Annotated in this window: 13 protein-coding genes; 9 read left to right on the plus strand and 4 right to left on the minus strand. The window is 44.2% G+C overall.

The genetic code is table 11. The features are described from left to right. Positions 1-61: 61 nt before the first annotated feature. Positions 62-637 (minus strand): hypothetical protein, encoded by a 576-nt coding sequence (locus ACLSU7_RS11390; protein WP_413292016.1) that lies wholly within the window; start codon positions 635-637, stop codon positions 62-64. Between the two features lie 107 nt (positions 638-744). Here ACLSU7_RS11390 and ACLSU7_RS11395 point away from each other — a divergent pair, with 107 nt between their 5' ends. From ACLSU7_RS11395 to ACLSU7_RS11420, 6 genes are all read left to right on the plus strand, one after another. After that, positions 745-1,713, plus strand: coding sequence for a hypothetical protein (locus tag ACLSU7_RS11395; RefSeq protein ID WP_413292017.1), 969 nt, complete (start codon positions 745-747; stop codon positions 1,711-1,713). Continuing rightward, positions 1,710-2,540, plus strand: coding sequence for a metallophosphoesterase family protein (locus ACLSU7_RS11400; protein WP_413292018.1), 831 nt, complete (start codon positions 1,710-1,712; stop codon positions 2,538-2,540). Before ACLSU7_RS11395 ends, ACLSU7_RS11400 begins: the two co-directional genes overlap by 4 nt. After that, positions 2,516-3,052: a hypothetical protein gene (locus tag ACLSU7_RS11405; protein WP_413292019.1), complete on the plus strand. Its 537-nt coding sequence runs from the start codon at positions 2,516-2,518 to the stop codon at positions 3,050-3,052. The genes ACLSU7_RS11400 and ACLSU7_RS11405 overlap by 25 nt, the downstream gene beginning before the upstream one ends. Positions 3,053-3,249: 197 nt before the next feature. Then, positions 3,250-4,257 (plus strand): diacylglycerol/lipid kinase family protein, encoded by a 1,008-nt coding sequence (locus tag ACLSU7_RS11410; RefSeq protein ID WP_413292020.1) that lies wholly within the window; start codon positions 3,250-3,252, stop codon positions 4,255-4,257. Continuing rightward, positions 4,215-5,285, plus strand: a complete 1,071-nt coding sequence (locus ACLSU7_RS11415; protein WP_413292021.1) for an SDR family oxidoreductase — start codon at positions 4,215-4,217, stop codon at positions 5,283-5,285. Before ACLSU7_RS11410 ends, ACLSU7_RS11415 begins: the two co-directional genes overlap by 43 nt. Continuing rightward, positions 5,254-7,377 (plus strand): dehydrogenase, encoded by a 2,124-nt coding sequence (locus tag ACLSU7_RS11420; RefSeq protein ID WP_413292022.1) that lies wholly within the window; start codon positions 5,254-5,256, stop codon positions 7,375-7,377. Before ACLSU7_RS11415 ends, ACLSU7_RS11420 begins: the two co-directional genes overlap by 32 nt. Before the next feature lie 2 nt (positions 7,378-7,379). Here the strand turns inward: ACLSU7_RS11420 and ACLSU7_RS11425 are convergent, their stop codons facing one another. Continuing rightward, entirely contained in the window at positions 7,380-8,588 is a 1,209-nt protein-coding gene (locus tag ACLSU7_RS11425) for an ABC transporter permease (protein ID WP_413292023.1), read from the minus strand. A 5-nt stretch (positions 8,589-8,593) separates the two neighbouring features. Further along, positions 8,594-9,274: an ABC transporter ATP-binding protein gene (locus ACLSU7_RS11430; protein WP_413292024.1), complete on the minus strand. Its 681-nt coding sequence runs from the start codon at positions 9,272-9,274 to the stop codon at positions 8,594-8,596. A gap of 77 nt (positions 9,275-9,351) precedes the next feature. On the opposite strand from ACLSU7_RS11430, the gene ACLSU7_RS11435 reads away from it, so the two are divergent. From ACLSU7_RS11435 to ACLSU7_RS11445, 3 genes are read left to right on the plus strand one after another with little or no spacing between them, the layout of a single operon-like run. Beyond that, positions 9,352-10,059, plus strand: coding sequence for an outer membrane lipoprotein-sorting protein (locus tag ACLSU7_RS11435; RefSeq protein WP_413292025.1), 708 nt, complete (start codon positions 9,352-9,354; stop codon positions 10,057-10,059). 23 nt (positions 10,060-10,082) lie between these two features. Continuing rightward, entirely contained in the window at positions 10,083-11,141 is a 1,059-nt protein-coding gene (locus ACLSU7_RS11440) for a hypothetical protein (RefSeq protein WP_413292026.1), read from the plus strand. Between the two features lie 13 nt (positions 11,142-11,154). Next, positions 11,155-12,252 carry a DUF3419 family protein gene (locus ACLSU7_RS11445; protein WP_413292027.1) on the plus strand — a complete coding sequence of 366 codons (1,098 nt, stop codon included), beginning with the start codon at positions 11,155-11,157 and terminating at the stop codon, positions 12,250-12,252. Between the two features lie 4 nt (positions 12,253-12,256). Here ACLSU7_RS11445 and ACLSU7_RS11450 read toward each other — a convergent pair whose 3' ends face one another. After that, positions 12,257-14,938 carry a phosphoenolpyruvate synthase gene (locus ACLSU7_RS11450; RefSeq protein ID WP_413292028.1) on the minus strand — a complete coding sequence of 894 codons (2,682 nt, stop codon included), beginning with the start codon at positions 14,936-14,938 and terminating at the stop codon, positions 12,257-12,259.

Consider the following 14,938-nt stretch of genomic DNA (forward strand, 5'->3'; position numbering starts at 1 on the left):
GGCCTATTTAGGGTTCATAAGCAATATACGGGACTTGGAGGATTGTTAGAGCCTTTTTGTGTCAATATGAGCCGAATAAGGGCGTACAGAGTGGAACACTAAATCTTCCATATATATGTGTGGCACCCACACCCGCAGGTGTAAAGCGCCCCTGCACAACTCCGCTGACCATATCTTTCTTAATAGTATTCACTGATATAGCCCCTTGATCGGCGATCAGGTTTCCTCGCGCATGAGACCCGGCAGAGTAATCAGAAAATATAACCGTCGGAATTAACGAAAAGGGATCCAAAGGATCAATTCTCCAAGTGCCTTCAGAGTAGGGTGCATACATCCGGACTTGCGTGTTTGTTCCTACTGCAACAGCACAAGGATTATCGAAACGTTCATTCCAAAGACGAATCTCCAAAAAGTTCTTATTATTTCTTTTAAAAATAACGGCGCGACCTTGAACATAGCTCCAATCGCGGCCTTTGATAGACCCACGCGCATACTCGATGATCTCAGGATTATCCCCGCTATTTTGATTTTCATTATATGGAATCGCCGGAGAGGATGAACCCTGATCTGCGCAAGCAACAAGTCCCACCACTAACAAGCTCAACAGCCATTTGGCAAAAAATTTAAAACAACTCATGTAGTGTGAAATGCTAACTAAAAGAAATTTGGGGTACAAGATGTATTATAAAACACTGATGTGATATTTCAGATGACTCAGTCGTGTTGCGAATTTAAGAATTAAAAGTGCTCAAAATATTTTCAATCATATTCGCAGGATTTCTAATCCAACAATCCACCGCTGTCGCAGGCCCCCTGGGCACTGTTCCGACTATTCACGAACAGAATCTTGAAGTCTTACTCGATTCACGATCGGATTTATGGACGTCACCTTATACATACAAAAACTCCCCGGTGCGTATCTCGGGCGGCAGCATTCGTATCCCGCTTTTACATACAGAAAGTTGGGCCGCTTCGGCATTGCTTTACCTTGAAGAACTCAATTTAGGTCGCGCCGATTTTCAACTTGGTGATCAGAGTGTTTTCATCGCGAACTCTTTAAGCAATCAGATCTTTGGTTTCGGTGTCAGAAAAAACTTTGCAGATGGCGGCTCTATGAGCGTCTTTGCTGCCTATGCGACGGCAAGTGACAGTCCATGGGCTTCTCCTCGCAATAATTATTTTTACGGGGCCCTGATATATCGAACCGGGAAAATTGAAAATCACAGCTGGCTTCTGGGAATTGATCAATCGGGGAATCGGGGACTTTACAATGGAAAGCCTTTTCCTTATTTCGGCATGACCTACGAGCTTGAAGATAAAACTATTTCCTTCGGATTTCCCTACGTAAAAGTTGATTGGACATTTAAAGAGGATTGGAAAGGACAATTCTTTACGACACCTTTTGGAACAAACTTACGCGTTTCAAAAGATATGGGCGATCGCACCACTATCGGTGCCTATACAGCATTCACGGTCAGATCCTTTCTTTTGGATGCGCGTATTGATGAAGAGGACCGACTCTATTATCAGGAAATTCTGGCTGAGGCCTACTTGACTCGTGATGTGACGGAATCGACGCAAGTCACGTTCGCACTCGGTGGCTCTGGCGACCGCCGCATCTATCAAACAGACCGCCTCTATCATCCCGATGCGAAAACTCAATCGATTAAGGCAGACCTGTATGGCCGATTGGCTGTGGAGTTTCGTCTATGATAAAAATCCTCTTATCTTTTACGTTCTTTGTGACATTAAGTTCCTGCGCTCCCTTTGTTGACTCACCATTTTCAGATGCACTTCTTCGTCCGGAAAGAAACCTGAACGCCCAAAATATCGATCGCATTGGTGCGGTAGATGCAGATGGAAAAATTCGTCTGGCGATTTTATCTGATCCTCACCAAAACTATAAGGCGATTGATAAGGTCACCTTCGGCATCAATCAAAATGAACCCTTCGATTTTACCGCAGGCCTGGGTGATTACACGAATTCAGCTTACAACCTGGAATACGACTCTTTCATCGAGGCGATTTCCCGTCTGAAGGGTATCAGCGTGATGGCGATTGGCAATCACGACACCATCGGTGCCGGTCCAGAGCTTTTCAAAAAAGCATTTGGTCCTTTGAATATGTATTTTGATCGTGGCGATTACCGATTTATTTTTTTTAATTCAAATAATCTGGAAAGTCCTGAAAACTTTGATTCAGCTTGGTTAAAAGAAACCGCAACAGGTTCGTCAGCCCCGAACAATGTTCTAATTTTTACCCATACACCCCTCCGTGACCCCGAACGTTTTCATGACGATGATGCTGCCAACATGGATGCAGTTATGACTAACGCGAAAGTCAAAGTGGTCTTTAATGGTCACAACCACACCTACAGTCTGGGAACTGACAACGGCACTATTACATTACAGTGTGGACGATCTGACGGCTCATACGGAGCGCACTGGTTGATTGTTACAATTGATACTTCAACAAAACAGTTTTGTGTGAAACGAATGGATACTTTGGAGGAAGATTGCAGCCTTTCGCTAAAGCCCTAATTTTATTTTCTCTCGTTTGGAGTAACTCAGCGCAGGCAGGTGACTGGCGCGTGATTTTAGAGCGCGCAGGCTTCATGGGAACCCTTGCCGCCGGTACAAGTTACGAGTGGCTTCCAGAACATGCTTTGGACGTGACTTTGGGCGGCTACGGAATTGATAACGAGATTTTCTATCAAGCAAATCTGGCTTATCGTTATTCTCGCTGGAACACTCCCACCCACGGCAACATATGGAGACCTTTGCAGTTTGGAATTTTTAGTGTCTATGCGCTGAATACAGACCGGTACTTTATGAGATCCCCCAGCAAGTATCCTTCTAAGGGCTATTACGACGAAACGGCATTTCGCTATGGCCTTGAGTTTGGTACGACGTATACGTTTTTACCAAGTGGATTCGGTATCGGTTATCGAATCCGTATTTTTGATAACGGTTTAACGGCGATGTTTAACAATTCCAACCGCGATGTTCAGTACTACATTTCCTCTGGTATAACTCTTCAGTACTTGTTTTAACCTGCGAAAACCTGACTCAATAGTCTTTTCAAATGGTTACAATCAGTTTCCGATACTGGCTGTTGATCAGCCCTGACCGTCACCCTGTCTAACTTTAATACACCTAGAGTTCCCCATCTAGAAACTATTGCGTGACCGTGCCTCCGGTTAGGGGCACACATCATGCAAATTAGTGGAGCATCCAATAGAGGTATTTAATGAGAGTTTCGATCCTTATCAATCCAAAGGCAGGGTCCTCCAATCAAGGGCAAGTGGAAGCCATTGTGCGAGAAGCTCTTTTCCGCTGTGATTTGCATTTCGCTGCCCCGAAAACTCTTGAAGAATTAGACCTCTTTTTAGCCCATGAAATGTTGAATAAAACCAACGCATTGATCATCTGTGGCGGTGATGGCACGATCAACGTAACTTTCCAAACCATGATTCGCATCCACGAAAGATTGGGATTCGATATGCCACCAGTGACTCTGGTACGCTCTGGAACTGCCAATGACCTTGCGGAAAGAATGGGTATTTCTACTAAAATTCACCAGGCAGTTCGCAATATCCTGGAAGGCACGACGAAAAATATCGACGTGATTGAAGTTACTGGTGATGGCAAAAAATCTTATATGCTTACAAATGGCGGTCTGGGACTGCCTGCAATGACGGCGGAGATGTCGAACGAATTCCGCAGCTACTTGCAACAAAGATCCGACTGTCCTAAAGCAACTTTGGCCTTTAAGTTCCTGGCAAAACAGGGTTACTCCATGGTTAAGAAAATGGGCCCACAAATTTATTCGATGATGGCATTAGAAGCCATTCGTACGTGGGATCCAACGGACTGGAATTTGGAAGTTGATATCCCTCATAAATCTAAATTCGAAACAACTGCGCCTATTATTTTGGTGAATAATCAGCCAAATGTGGCCTCCACATTCACTCCGGCTCCATTTACATCAAACACTGATGGCACAATGAACTTGTTAATCTCTGAATCCAGCTCTCAAGCTGAACACGTGCGCACCGCTTTAAATATCCGCCGTGGTACGGCTGCGAAACTTCCCTATTCAAAGTCCTACGAGTTGAAAGAGTTCTCATTAAAGACTAAAAATTCAAAACGACCACTAACGTTTTTTGGTGACGGTGAAGTTCTACATAAAGGTGTCAGCGAGCTTACAGTAAAATGCTTGCACCGTTTCTTACCAATCGTGGTTGCGGCAAAATGACAAACAAATCCAAACCGAAAATTCTGGTGACGGGTGGTACGGGCTTTCTGGGACAGAAAGTTGTTCCGTTGCTGCGTGAAAATTTTCAGGTTTATGTGATGTCTCGTTCGGGTAATTCGGAAGTTCAAGGTGACTTGCGCAAATGGAATGCAGGGCTAGATATCGAGACCTTGAAAGCTGAAAAGTTTGATATCTTTTTGCACATGGCTGGTCTGTATGATCTGACGGCCACTCACGAAGAATGTTTTCACCACAACATCACAGGAACAGGTACGGCCCTTAAAGTCGCAAGCCTTTTAAACATTCCTGTCTTCATGAATACGAGCTCTGTTGCGGCGGCCGTAAATTCAAAGTTGGCTTCGGTAAAGCCCTACGATTTAAATTTTTCAAGTGCCTTCCCCGATCCGTATTCAGAGTCTAAAGCCTTAGCCGAAAAAACCATTCAAAATTGGAATCATGAATTCCGCTTGAAGGTTAATTTCCGCCTGGGAGTTTTAGTCGGGGATACAGTGAGCGGGGAAATTCAGCGCATCGATGGTCCCTACCACGCCCCGGTTGCTTTCGATCGCCTTAAAAAAGTTGTTGAAGCATTTCCAAGTCTTTTACCTCTGCCGGGAACCGCTGGCAGAACCTTGCCTTTGGTTCCTGTAGATAAAGCAGCCGAAGCCATTGCTAAATTTTGTGACTGGTCGTTGAATCCAGAAAATACCTCTTACAGAAGCTTTCATATCACTCCCAAACATGGACTTGATATCGAAGATCTTTATAAATCCACTTTGGAGAATCGAAATATTCGCCACAAAGGCATAAAACTGGTGGATAAAGTTCCTGAAACTTTGTTGAAAACGGTTTCTGAACTGGCGCTAAAGTTTCCTCAAGAAGAACTCAACTATCTTTTACATTTTCCTAAATACGACGCCAGCGATACGGAAGCAGTTTTAGGAGCAGATTGGTGTCCCGAGTTCAAAGACTACGAAGCTATATTCTGGAGAGGTTATGAAACGTACATATCGCATCGCAGAGATTAGTTTCGGTCGTCCCTTTTGGGATGCCTCTTTCGAATTTGAATATGGTGGAAACCACTTTGAAGTCCAACGTTTCGGTGTGCAGTTTTCTGTCGACCTGATGAAGAAATTGATCACAAGTCTGCGGGATCAAGTGGATGCATTTGCTTTGACAAGCCTTCCTCCTGTTATTCGTATGGATGGCAAAAGCTATGTTCACAGTCAGTACCTTGAGATCATGGGTTTACCGTCGTCAGTGCCTATTTGTGATGGCACGGGTCTTCGTGAGATTGGCAACATCAATTCACTGGTAAAAATGATTGATCAAGGAAAGATTCAACCGGAACAGGGAGTTTTCTTTCCGACTGCAATTTTAAGTCTGGAAATAGAGGAGTTTCTCCGCGATCGTTATCCAAAATCCGTTCACATGGGTGATGCCTTCGCACTTTTAGGTCTACCCTTTGTTATTCGTCCCTTTAAAGGACTTAAGACGGTTACTAAAACGGCGCTTAATTTCGCAACAATGCGCGACCTTCGCCACAACACTCCATTCGCGGAAAACAAATTTCAGAAGATGATGCGTTCATCTTTAGTTTCGCAAGCCGAACACCTGCAATACGTTTGCGGTGATCTTCCAATTATTTTGCTTTATGACTCTGGCGCCGACGTTGTTCGCAACAAAGACGTGATCGTCTGGTCCCATCATCCTTTGATGGAACAAGAGCTAAAAAAATACGAGCCAAGATCCATCATCAATCTTTTCCCGGAAGAATTTAACGTCAGTCCCTATATGAATTATTCGATCTTGGACGCCGTGCTTCGATTAAGTCATAACAGAACAGCACCTCTTTCGAACGAAGAATGGGAACAACTTCTTGCGACTGAGACTGAAGTTCGCGACGTTGCTCGCCAATATACGACAACGCGCCAGATTTCGACTCAAGCTAAGGTTTCTAAAGGAATTAACTTCGTCAAAGGAAAGCTTAAACAAGAACAGCCACCTGATTTCGCTTTCGTTGTACATGCACTGTCTCATAACGACTTCACTCGTATCCCGGGTTTTGGAATTTTAAAACAAATGCCAAAATCATGGAATGATCCATTTGACCGTTTGATTTCTAAAGCACCTCCAATTGTTTATGGAGAAATCAAACACGTCATCAGCCAACATAACGGCAAGGAAGTCAGTGGTATCATCTATGGATTGATGGCAACGCCTAAAGTGTTAAAAGAATCTGATCCTGAAGTGATTTATCGCCAAATCGAAGGCATTTGCAACGACGCTGCCGTTCGCGGAGCAAAGATCGCAGGTCTTGGCGCCTACACGAAAATTGTAGGGGACCAAGGTATCACGATTAATCAGAATAGTCCGATTCCAGTTACGACGGGAAATAGTCTCAGTGCTTCTGCCACTTTGTGGGGCCTTAACGAAGCCGTCAGAAAAATGGGCTTCGTTTCCATCGACCCAAGTGACAACCGTGTGAATGGCATGGCTATGGTCATCGGGGCGACGGGTTCCATCGGAAAGGTGTCGGCAAAGCTTCTTGCCCTCACTTTTAAAAAACTTTGCTTGGTCGCTCCAAGAATGAATCGTCTGGAAGAGCTGCGTGAAGAGATTCGTCTAATCGCTCCGAACTGTGAGATTATTCTTTCAACGAATGCCAATGAACTGGCCTCTCAAGCGGATGCACTGTTAACGGCAACTTCGTCTTTCGACCAAAAAATCGTGGACGTGATGTTGCTAAAACCAGGTTGTGTTGTCGCCGACTGTTCTCGTCCGTTGGATTTTGAAATGGAGGACGTCAGAAAACGTCCTGACGTGTTGATTATGGAATCCGGCGAAGTGAATTTGCCGGGACCCATGCAAATGTCTTGCGATTTGGGATTGCCAGGGAAAACTGTTTACGCGTGCCTGGCGGAAACAGCACTGCTTGCAATGGAAGGTCGTCACGAATCCTTCACGATGGGCCGTGACATCGAGTGGGACAAAGTGAAGCAGATCTATAAGATGGCAAGGAAGCATGGCGTGGAGCTGGCGGAAATCCAAGGTCACATGGGTGTTATCACCGATCGTGAATTTGAATTAACCCGCCAACTGGCCCTGCTAAAAAGATAAATCTATGTCGAGCGCAGTAATTCCGGAATGGATCTGCGCAAAAGCTTAAAGATCGGCCAGCAGCTGGCAATGATTGCGGTAAACATCGGCAATAGCAATGCCTGCACGTAATGACTTCCTTGAATCTCAATGAAGATCAAATACTGACGAGTGATCCCTGGGCCTGGAGGCATCGGGATTCCCGATGCCAAGACAGTCTTTGTACAAAGCAGTGCCAGCAATATGCCCAAGATTCCACCGAATAATCCCAAGAATGAATTCTCCAGCAGCAAGATTTTAAACAAACGACTGCGCTTTTCGCCATTCGCTCTTAACGCACCAATCTCGCCGCCACGCTCAAGCAAACCGACTGCGATGGTATTGAAAATTCCTAGTGCTACGATCAATAAGATAATCATACGAATAAAGGCAAACTGGGCCGATAAAAAGTCCACCGAATTTTGATAGTAAACCTTATCCAGAATCTCAAAGCGAACGGGTTCTAAATTTGGATCGGCTTGATTGATGTTCTTAGCAACTTCATCCCAATGATCCACACCCGTCGTCGCAAGCGAGAACAGTTCCACACGCTGAGTATCCAGCAGGCGCTGAGCCTGCTTTAAATGAAGACGATAGTAACCATCATCGATGGCCTTAATCCCCATATGAAAAACACCGGCAACTTTTAAATCGGCACCATTTAGCTGACCGTTGATTGTTTGAGTTAAAAGAGTCAGTGTATCACCCGCTTTAACGTCTAAAGAATCAGCCAGGCCTTTTCCAAGAATGATTTCACTTTCGTCTTTAAGGTCACCGCCAGAGATAAAGTTCATCTTATCAAAGAATTTGTTTTCCCGTTCCGGTAACACTCCTTCGCCCCGACCACCAAGTGTGATTCCACCCTTTGCCAAAAAACTATAAAATGACAGACGAGGAAAAACTTGTTCTACACCAGGTGCTGACAAAAGTTTTCTTTCGGCCTCCTCCGGATTCTCAATCCACATTTTCCATGGCTGTTCGAATACTTTTCCATAATAACCTTTAGGGAAAACCTGACCAAAACCATAATAACCGTGGATGGTATTCTCGCGATACTGATTCATAATCCCGCTGTTGAAGCCCTGATAGATCAAAAGTGCCGCTGCACCCAAACAAACAGTTAATAAACTTGCGGCCGTTCTGCGGGGATTGCGGAAAAGATTTCTCCAGGCAATTTTAAAAATCTCTGTCATGTGAATTATGCTCCTGTAGAAATTTGACCGTCTTTGATGTGGTAGATCGTTTCGGCGTATTTAACCAGATGAGAATCGTGCGTAGAGAAAATAAAACTAGTCCGCTGGGACTTTTGAAGTTCTTTGAATGCACCAATGATTTTTTCTGAAGTTTCCGAGTCCAAGTTTGCCGTAGGTTCATCGGCAAGAACGACAGCAGGTTTTTTTGCAATCGCCCGCGCAATGGCAGCGCGCTGTCGTTGACCACCAGATAACTCTAACGGTTTTTTATTAGCGTGATTCGCAATTCCCAATAAATCCAAAGTTTCTAATGCTGTTTTTTTGGCGTCCACTGAGGAGTAACCCAGCGAGGGCAAGAAATAAGACGTGTTTTCTAAAATCGTCAACGTAGGAATCAGATAGAAGCTTTGAAACACAAAGCCCACCTGATGCAGACGAATATTTTCTTTTTCACTCTCTGGAAGGTTCCCCACATCTTTACCCCCAAATATGATTTGGCCATTTGTCGGGGCATCTAATAATCCCAAAAGATTTAGAAGAGTTGTTTTTCCTGATCCACTGGGCCCAACGATGCAGCAAAAACAGGCCTCATCAAAAGAGATATTCAAGGTTTTCAAAACGGGTACTTTTTGTTTATTCCACTCGTAGGAGTAATCTAGGTTTTGAAGTCTGTATAGCGCACTCACAGTTTGCTCCTTTGAATACGGAAGGTTAAAGTGGAGGAGGCTCGAATAGTATAGATATTTAAATTGTGGAGATCATCATGAAAATCCTAAAGGCTAAACTAATTATCTTCGGTCTGGCTTTTTCAACACTCACAGCGAATGCCGCATCTCCGGAACAAATGGTTCAAGCCGCAGATAAAATTCGTAATCCTTCAGATTCCTATGAAATGCAGATCCAAGTGGAAACTCCAGAAGGAACTTCTGTTTTTGATGTTTCTTTAAAAGGCCAGGATAAAACAATGATCATCACCAAAGAGCCGGCGCGCGATAAAGGTCGCAACATGCTTATGTTGGATCGTGATTTTCACGCGTATATCCCTAACTTGAAAAGATCCATGCGTCTGTCCTTAGCACAAAAGCTTTCTGGCCAGGTTGCAAATGGTGATATTTCCAGAACCAGATGGGCTGGCGATTACACAGTTACTAAAGAATCTGAAAATGCCAACGAAGTACAACTGCTGCTTAAAGGTTCCAAAGAAAATCTAACTTATGCTTGGATTCGATTGTGGTTAAAAAAATCAAACTCTCAACCTTTGCGCGCCGATTACCTGGGTTTGGATGGTAAAACCATTCTTAAGAGGGCGTCGTTCGAAGATTATAAAAGCATTGCGGGCGCTGTTCGTCCGACAACTATTAAAATTCAGGACGTGAACAAACAGGTCAGCTACATTCGTATCAAAAGCATGAAGCCCAAAACTTTTGACGACAGCTTTTTCACAACTCGCAATATGGAAAGCATGAAGTGAGGCTTTGGCTCACTGGGGCTTTATTGTTAGCCTCCTTTTCTGCCCGTGCTGATCTCACCTTAAGCTCTCGATATGAATATATCGGTGGTGAAAACAAGGAAGAGATGGCCAATCGCCTGCTGCTGCATTCAAAACTGAATGCGGAGGCAGGTCGCTTCAAAGTTTTCGCCGACGGCTTTGGCGATTTTGACTATGCACAGAATGCTGAAGAGCGAAGATCTCCCCACCGCGGCTATTTGCAAGAAGCTTATGTAGAATTAAGAGCTGGCTCCTCCTATTTCAGAGTTGGTCAACAAGCCATGCGCTGGAGCGACAGCTGGGTGGTTCCATCCTTAGACGTGTGGACAGGACGCCGTTACAATCGCTTATTCTTTGATCCCTTTGCCGACCAATTGACACATTCTCAAGGCGCTTCCTATTCCTATGAATCCGAAACTTTCGGTTTGGATTTGGTGGGGATAAGTCAGCTTGCGCAGACCTACTATCCTGAACCTCTGCCAGAGACGATGACATACGAAGACGATGGCAAGTCGGGTTACGGCGCCAGAATAAAAATCAATGGCAAGGGGATTGGCTTCACCGCGCTTGCTGCGCGAGCTGCAATGAAAAACGTTTACGGGATGACCGCGAATTATGCTTTTGAAAAAGCGGTGCCTAAAATTGAGCTTGGTGGAAGTCGCGATTATTCGGTCCACGCCGAACCCGGCTACGAAGACGAATACTTTGGATCTTTAGGTGTTGATTTATTTTTGGGGAACTTTGTTATTCTTCCGATGGTCACGTTCTATGACTCAGGCAGATTTAGTACGAACACACACGACTACAAGGCTCTCTACTATGTAAGCATGGTCTGGAATCCCAATCGTCACGATCTGCAGGCGCAAGTGTATTATAACTCAATCAATCAAGATGCCTTTGCAAGTTTAAGTTACGGGTACAACATAACTGATTGGTTCACCCTAACTGGTTTCGTCCAATACTACGAAGGTACCGAAGACAGCCTTTTTACAATTTATAAAAATATGACCGGTGGCTCTGTTGCTGGAATCAGATTTGAAGTTACCGGAAATTTACCTTTTTAGAAGCGAGGACACGATGGCGAGCGAATATTTTTCCGATTTAAATTACACTCTGTCCAACGAGGATACTCGGATCGAGTTTAATCTTCTTCCAGAAAACAGCGACCGTGTATTTAGTATTGCGGGTTCCGGGGCACGCTGCATGCCTTTGATTGCAAAAAATCCAGCGGTTCTGGATGTGATCGATATGTCAGTGAGCCAAAATTATCTTTGCGAGCTGCGCTTTCAAAGCATGAAGTCGCTAACGTACGAAGAATACCTGTTCTTTATGGGTTATCGTGGGGCTTTACAATCTGGAAACGACACGGGCGACGATCGCATAGCTATGTTCAAAAAATTGAATCTATCAGACGACGCCAAAAAATACTGGGAAGAACGCACTAGTGGTTGGGCTCCCCATGGATTTATTTTACTGGGTCGATGGGAATCTCATTTTCAAAAACTGGGCTATTTATTTCGCGAAGTGCTTAAATGCGACTTTTCAAAAGTATTTGAGGCTCAAAGTTTGACAGAGCAAATTGAACTTTATGAAAAACACTGGCCGAAAATCCGCTGGAATACCTTTATCAAAGTGGCCGCAAGTGAATTTGTCTTTAATAAATTTCTTTATAAAGGACATTTTAGCGGGAGCGATGGTCATAAAACAGAATCTCGTCCACCAAGCCAATTTATCGTGGAAGAGTTCGATCGCATTTTCCGCACCCAACTGGTTCGTAAGAACTATTTTATGCAGATTCTATTTTTGGGCAGCATCCGTCACGAAGAAGGTCTTCCCTTGGAAGCTCACCACCATGTTTTTGAAGCGGTAAAAAAATCGAACACCAAGGTGAACTATCTTTTGGGTAATTTGCTGGAGTACTTGCCTAAGCAAAAATACAGCTTCATTTCTCTCTCTGACACGATCTCTTACTTAAGCGATCAAGACGCGAATCAGGTTTTGCAAAAACTGAATAAAGAAAACCCGGCCGGAACTTGCATGGTGATCCGTTCTTTCATGCGTGCCGCAAAAGAAATGGATTTAACAGGTTGGCAAGAGCTTAAAGACAAAAACGCCTGGGCCTCTAAAACTGACGGCACAGGCGTTTATCAATTTCACATCTATAAAAAATCCTAGCCGATTATTCGCTTAGAATTTCCACGGTACCGGCTTTGCCATCCATACGGATGCGCATGCCGGTTTTCAAGGTCTTAGTCAAACCAGGAATACTGACGACCGCGGGGATACCCATCTCACGCGCTACGATCGCTGAATGCGACAGCAAGCTGCCACGCTCAACCAGCAACCCTGAAATCGCGGGATATAATGGAACCCATCCTGGATCTGTTCTTGCCGTCACCAAAATTTCGCCATTCAAATCCAAGTTGTCGCCAGGGTTCAGGATGACTTTCACGACACCCTCTAAAATACCTGGGCAACAGGGCAGACCTTTCAGATCGTAAGTCGCATTAGGATCAAGTGGAGCCTCTTCAACCGGCTTTACAAAAGTATTATTCCAGTAAGCCGCTCCACGAGTCATGATCCTTGGATCTGTATCTTCCGTGAAACCTTCGTATTCTTTTTTACGAAGTGCTACGAAGTTTTTCAGATTGAACGCCGGCAAAGTACCATTGTAGATCCCGAAAACTTCCTCGATCGTAAGCCAGAAAATATCACGAGGATTTTCCAAAGCGTTTAAGCTTGCTAAATCTTCGCCAATTGCCTGGAAGATCGTCCGCGCAATTCCGTAAATACGAGTTCTGGCAAAACGCGTATTTTCACGATTCTTCACGGCTTTACGAGCGTGCTTCAGCACCCAGAAATACATTGTCTTACGAAAGCCCGACAAATGATTCGCGACCTTTTGTTCTGCTTGCGAGCGCAAAGACTTTTCATGAGCATCGTCATGGATTTCGACTTTTCCAGCTTTTAAATAGTTCTTTAAGCAAACAAACAAATAGCTTGGGTCCGTTAACAAATCGATTTCCTCAAGCTTCATTTCGCTCATACAACGGAAACCGTATTTATCTAAATAATCCAACACCAGGTGATAGAAGTTTTCGAAGTTTGACTGATTCAAAGCTTCCAGACCGTCTTTAGGATCCGTCGTTTCTATCAATGTTTTCAAACCAGGATTCTTAGCGGCGATACTTGCCAAGCGAAGCAAAGCCTTCGTCGGTTCGGCACTCTCGAGCCCACCTTCACCGGCAAGCAGGTCATTTTGAATTGTCGAATCCAAACCCGAAAGCCATTTATTCGTAAGCTTTTTAAGCAAACCAAAATGGACCATACAAAGGAAGTCATTAATGATGGGCGCTTTCCAGCGACCCAGCATATTTCTTTCAAGTTCTGCATAGATCTGAATCAACTGATCTCCACGCATTCTTTTAAGAGGCATTGCGCGGTACTTATCGTAATCGCGATGGAAAGTTTTTAAGAAGTCATCGACCACAGTCTGAATCGTAAAATGATATTTAATAAAGTTGAAACCCGTCACCATCTGACGAAGCTTACCTGATGGCGTATCCCAAGACGGGTGCGGCTTGATACGATTTGCGATTTCATCGGTCAAAGACTCGGAAACTCCCATCATCGTTTCCATAAATTCACGGTTCTGCTTAAAACCCGGAAGTACACCGACAAGTTTATACCAGTTGAATAAGTTGTAATACACGCGACCATTGATAGATCCCAACATGTAAGACAAATAGTTATCCATGTCCTTGATGATCTCAGAAGGCACGCCAAGCACTTCACAGAACTGCACGTACACTGCTTTATAATTTCTTAAAGCAAAGCTAAAGCTCAAAGGAGATGTTAATCCACCATAGGATTCAATGATGTTGGAATTATCCCAAAGGTTTGGATAACCCACTAAATCTGATTCCAGATTTGTCACAGGACGAGTTTGCAGGATATACAGTTTTCCGTCCTGAATCGCCCACTCGATATCTTGAGGACGATGATAGCTATTTTGAATCTTGATTCCCCATTTATATAGGTCATTTAATTCAGAATCCGTTAACGAAGACGCGTTCTTCTTTGATTCATCCACTGGCAACAACTGACAGTGCCCAGAGGAAGATTTTTTCATCTGCTCTGATTTTTCAACAATCTCTTTTTTATCCAAAACACCTGTTGTGGAGTTTAACCAATAGGAATCAGCATCCAAGGCACCTGAAACCAGGCCTTCTCCTACGCCGAATACAGACGAGATCACAAAGTTCGAAAGATTTTTCGCAACCGGATCACAGGTAAACATCACACCTGACTTATCTGGATCAAGCATGCGTTGCAAAACGACAGATACCGAAATCTTTTTAAGATCAATCCCGTTTTCCTGGCGGTACACTAAGGCCCGTTCACTGAAAGCCGACGCCCAGCACTTTTTGATAAAATCTAAAATGTCCTCTTTACCACTGACGTAAAGAAAGCTGCTTAACTGACCTGCAAAAGAATGAGAAACACTGTCTTCATCCGCCGCTGAAGAGCGCACAGAAAATACCGTGCTTTGGCTCAACATAGTTAAGGCCTGGTCCACAGATTGACTTAAGAATTCAGTCGCAGCTGTTGAATCAAAAATCTCCAGGATGTCTTTTTCAGCCCGAGCCGGGGATAGAGAACCCGCCATAACTTGATCCACTTTCGCAGAGACAGCGGCACGAATATTCTTGGAATCTAAAAACTCGTTAAAATATTTTTTACCAAAGACCACCCACTCAGGAACGGGCACACCGGCTTGAGACATTAAATAAAGGTTGTATCCTTTTCCGCCCGATTCATTCTTCGCAAATAACAATGTGGATTTTTTCGTGACCAACAT

This window comes from Bdellovibrio sp. HCB185ZH (assembly GCF_047302455.1).
Lineage (GTDB): Bacteria > Bdellovibrionota > Bdellovibrionia > Bdellovibrionales > Bdellovibrionaceae > Bdellovibrio.

Coding starts and splice junctions, on each gene's coding strand:
- ACLSU7_RS11390 (WP_413292016.1), bottom strand. CDS start 637: ATGAGTTGTTTTAAATTTTTTGCCAAATGGCTGTTGAGCTTGTTAGTG.
- ACLSU7_RS11450 (WP_413292028.1), bottom strand. CDS start 14,938: ATGTTGGTCACGAAAAAATCCACATTGTTATTTGCGAAGAATGAATCG.
- ACLSU7_RS11425 (WP_413292023.1), bottom strand. CDS start 8,588: ATGACAGAGATTTTTAAAATTGCCTGGAGAAATCTTTTCCGCAATCCC.
- ACLSU7_RS11445 (WP_413292027.1), top strand. CDS start 11,155: ATGGCGAGCGAATATTTTTCCGATTTAAATTACACTCTGTCCAACGAG.
- ACLSU7_RS11420 (WP_413292022.1), top strand. CDS start 5,254: ATGAAACGTACATATCGCATCGCAGAGATTAGTTTCGGTCGTCCCTTT.
- ACLSU7_RS11435 (WP_413292025.1), top strand. CDS start 9,352: ATGAAAATCCTAAAGGCTAAACTAATTATCTTCGGTCTGGCTTTTTCA.
- ACLSU7_RS11410 (WP_413292020.1), top strand. CDS start 3,250: ATGAGAGTTTCGATCCTTATCAATCCAAAGGCAGGGTCCTCCAATCAA.
- ACLSU7_RS11415 (WP_413292021.1), top strand. CDS start 4,215: ATGCTTGCACCGTTTCTTACCAATCGTGGTTGCGGCAAAATGACAAAC.
- ACLSU7_RS11400 (WP_413292018.1), top strand. CDS start 1,710: ATGATAAAAATCCTCTTATCTTTTACGTTCTTTGTGACATTAAGTTCC.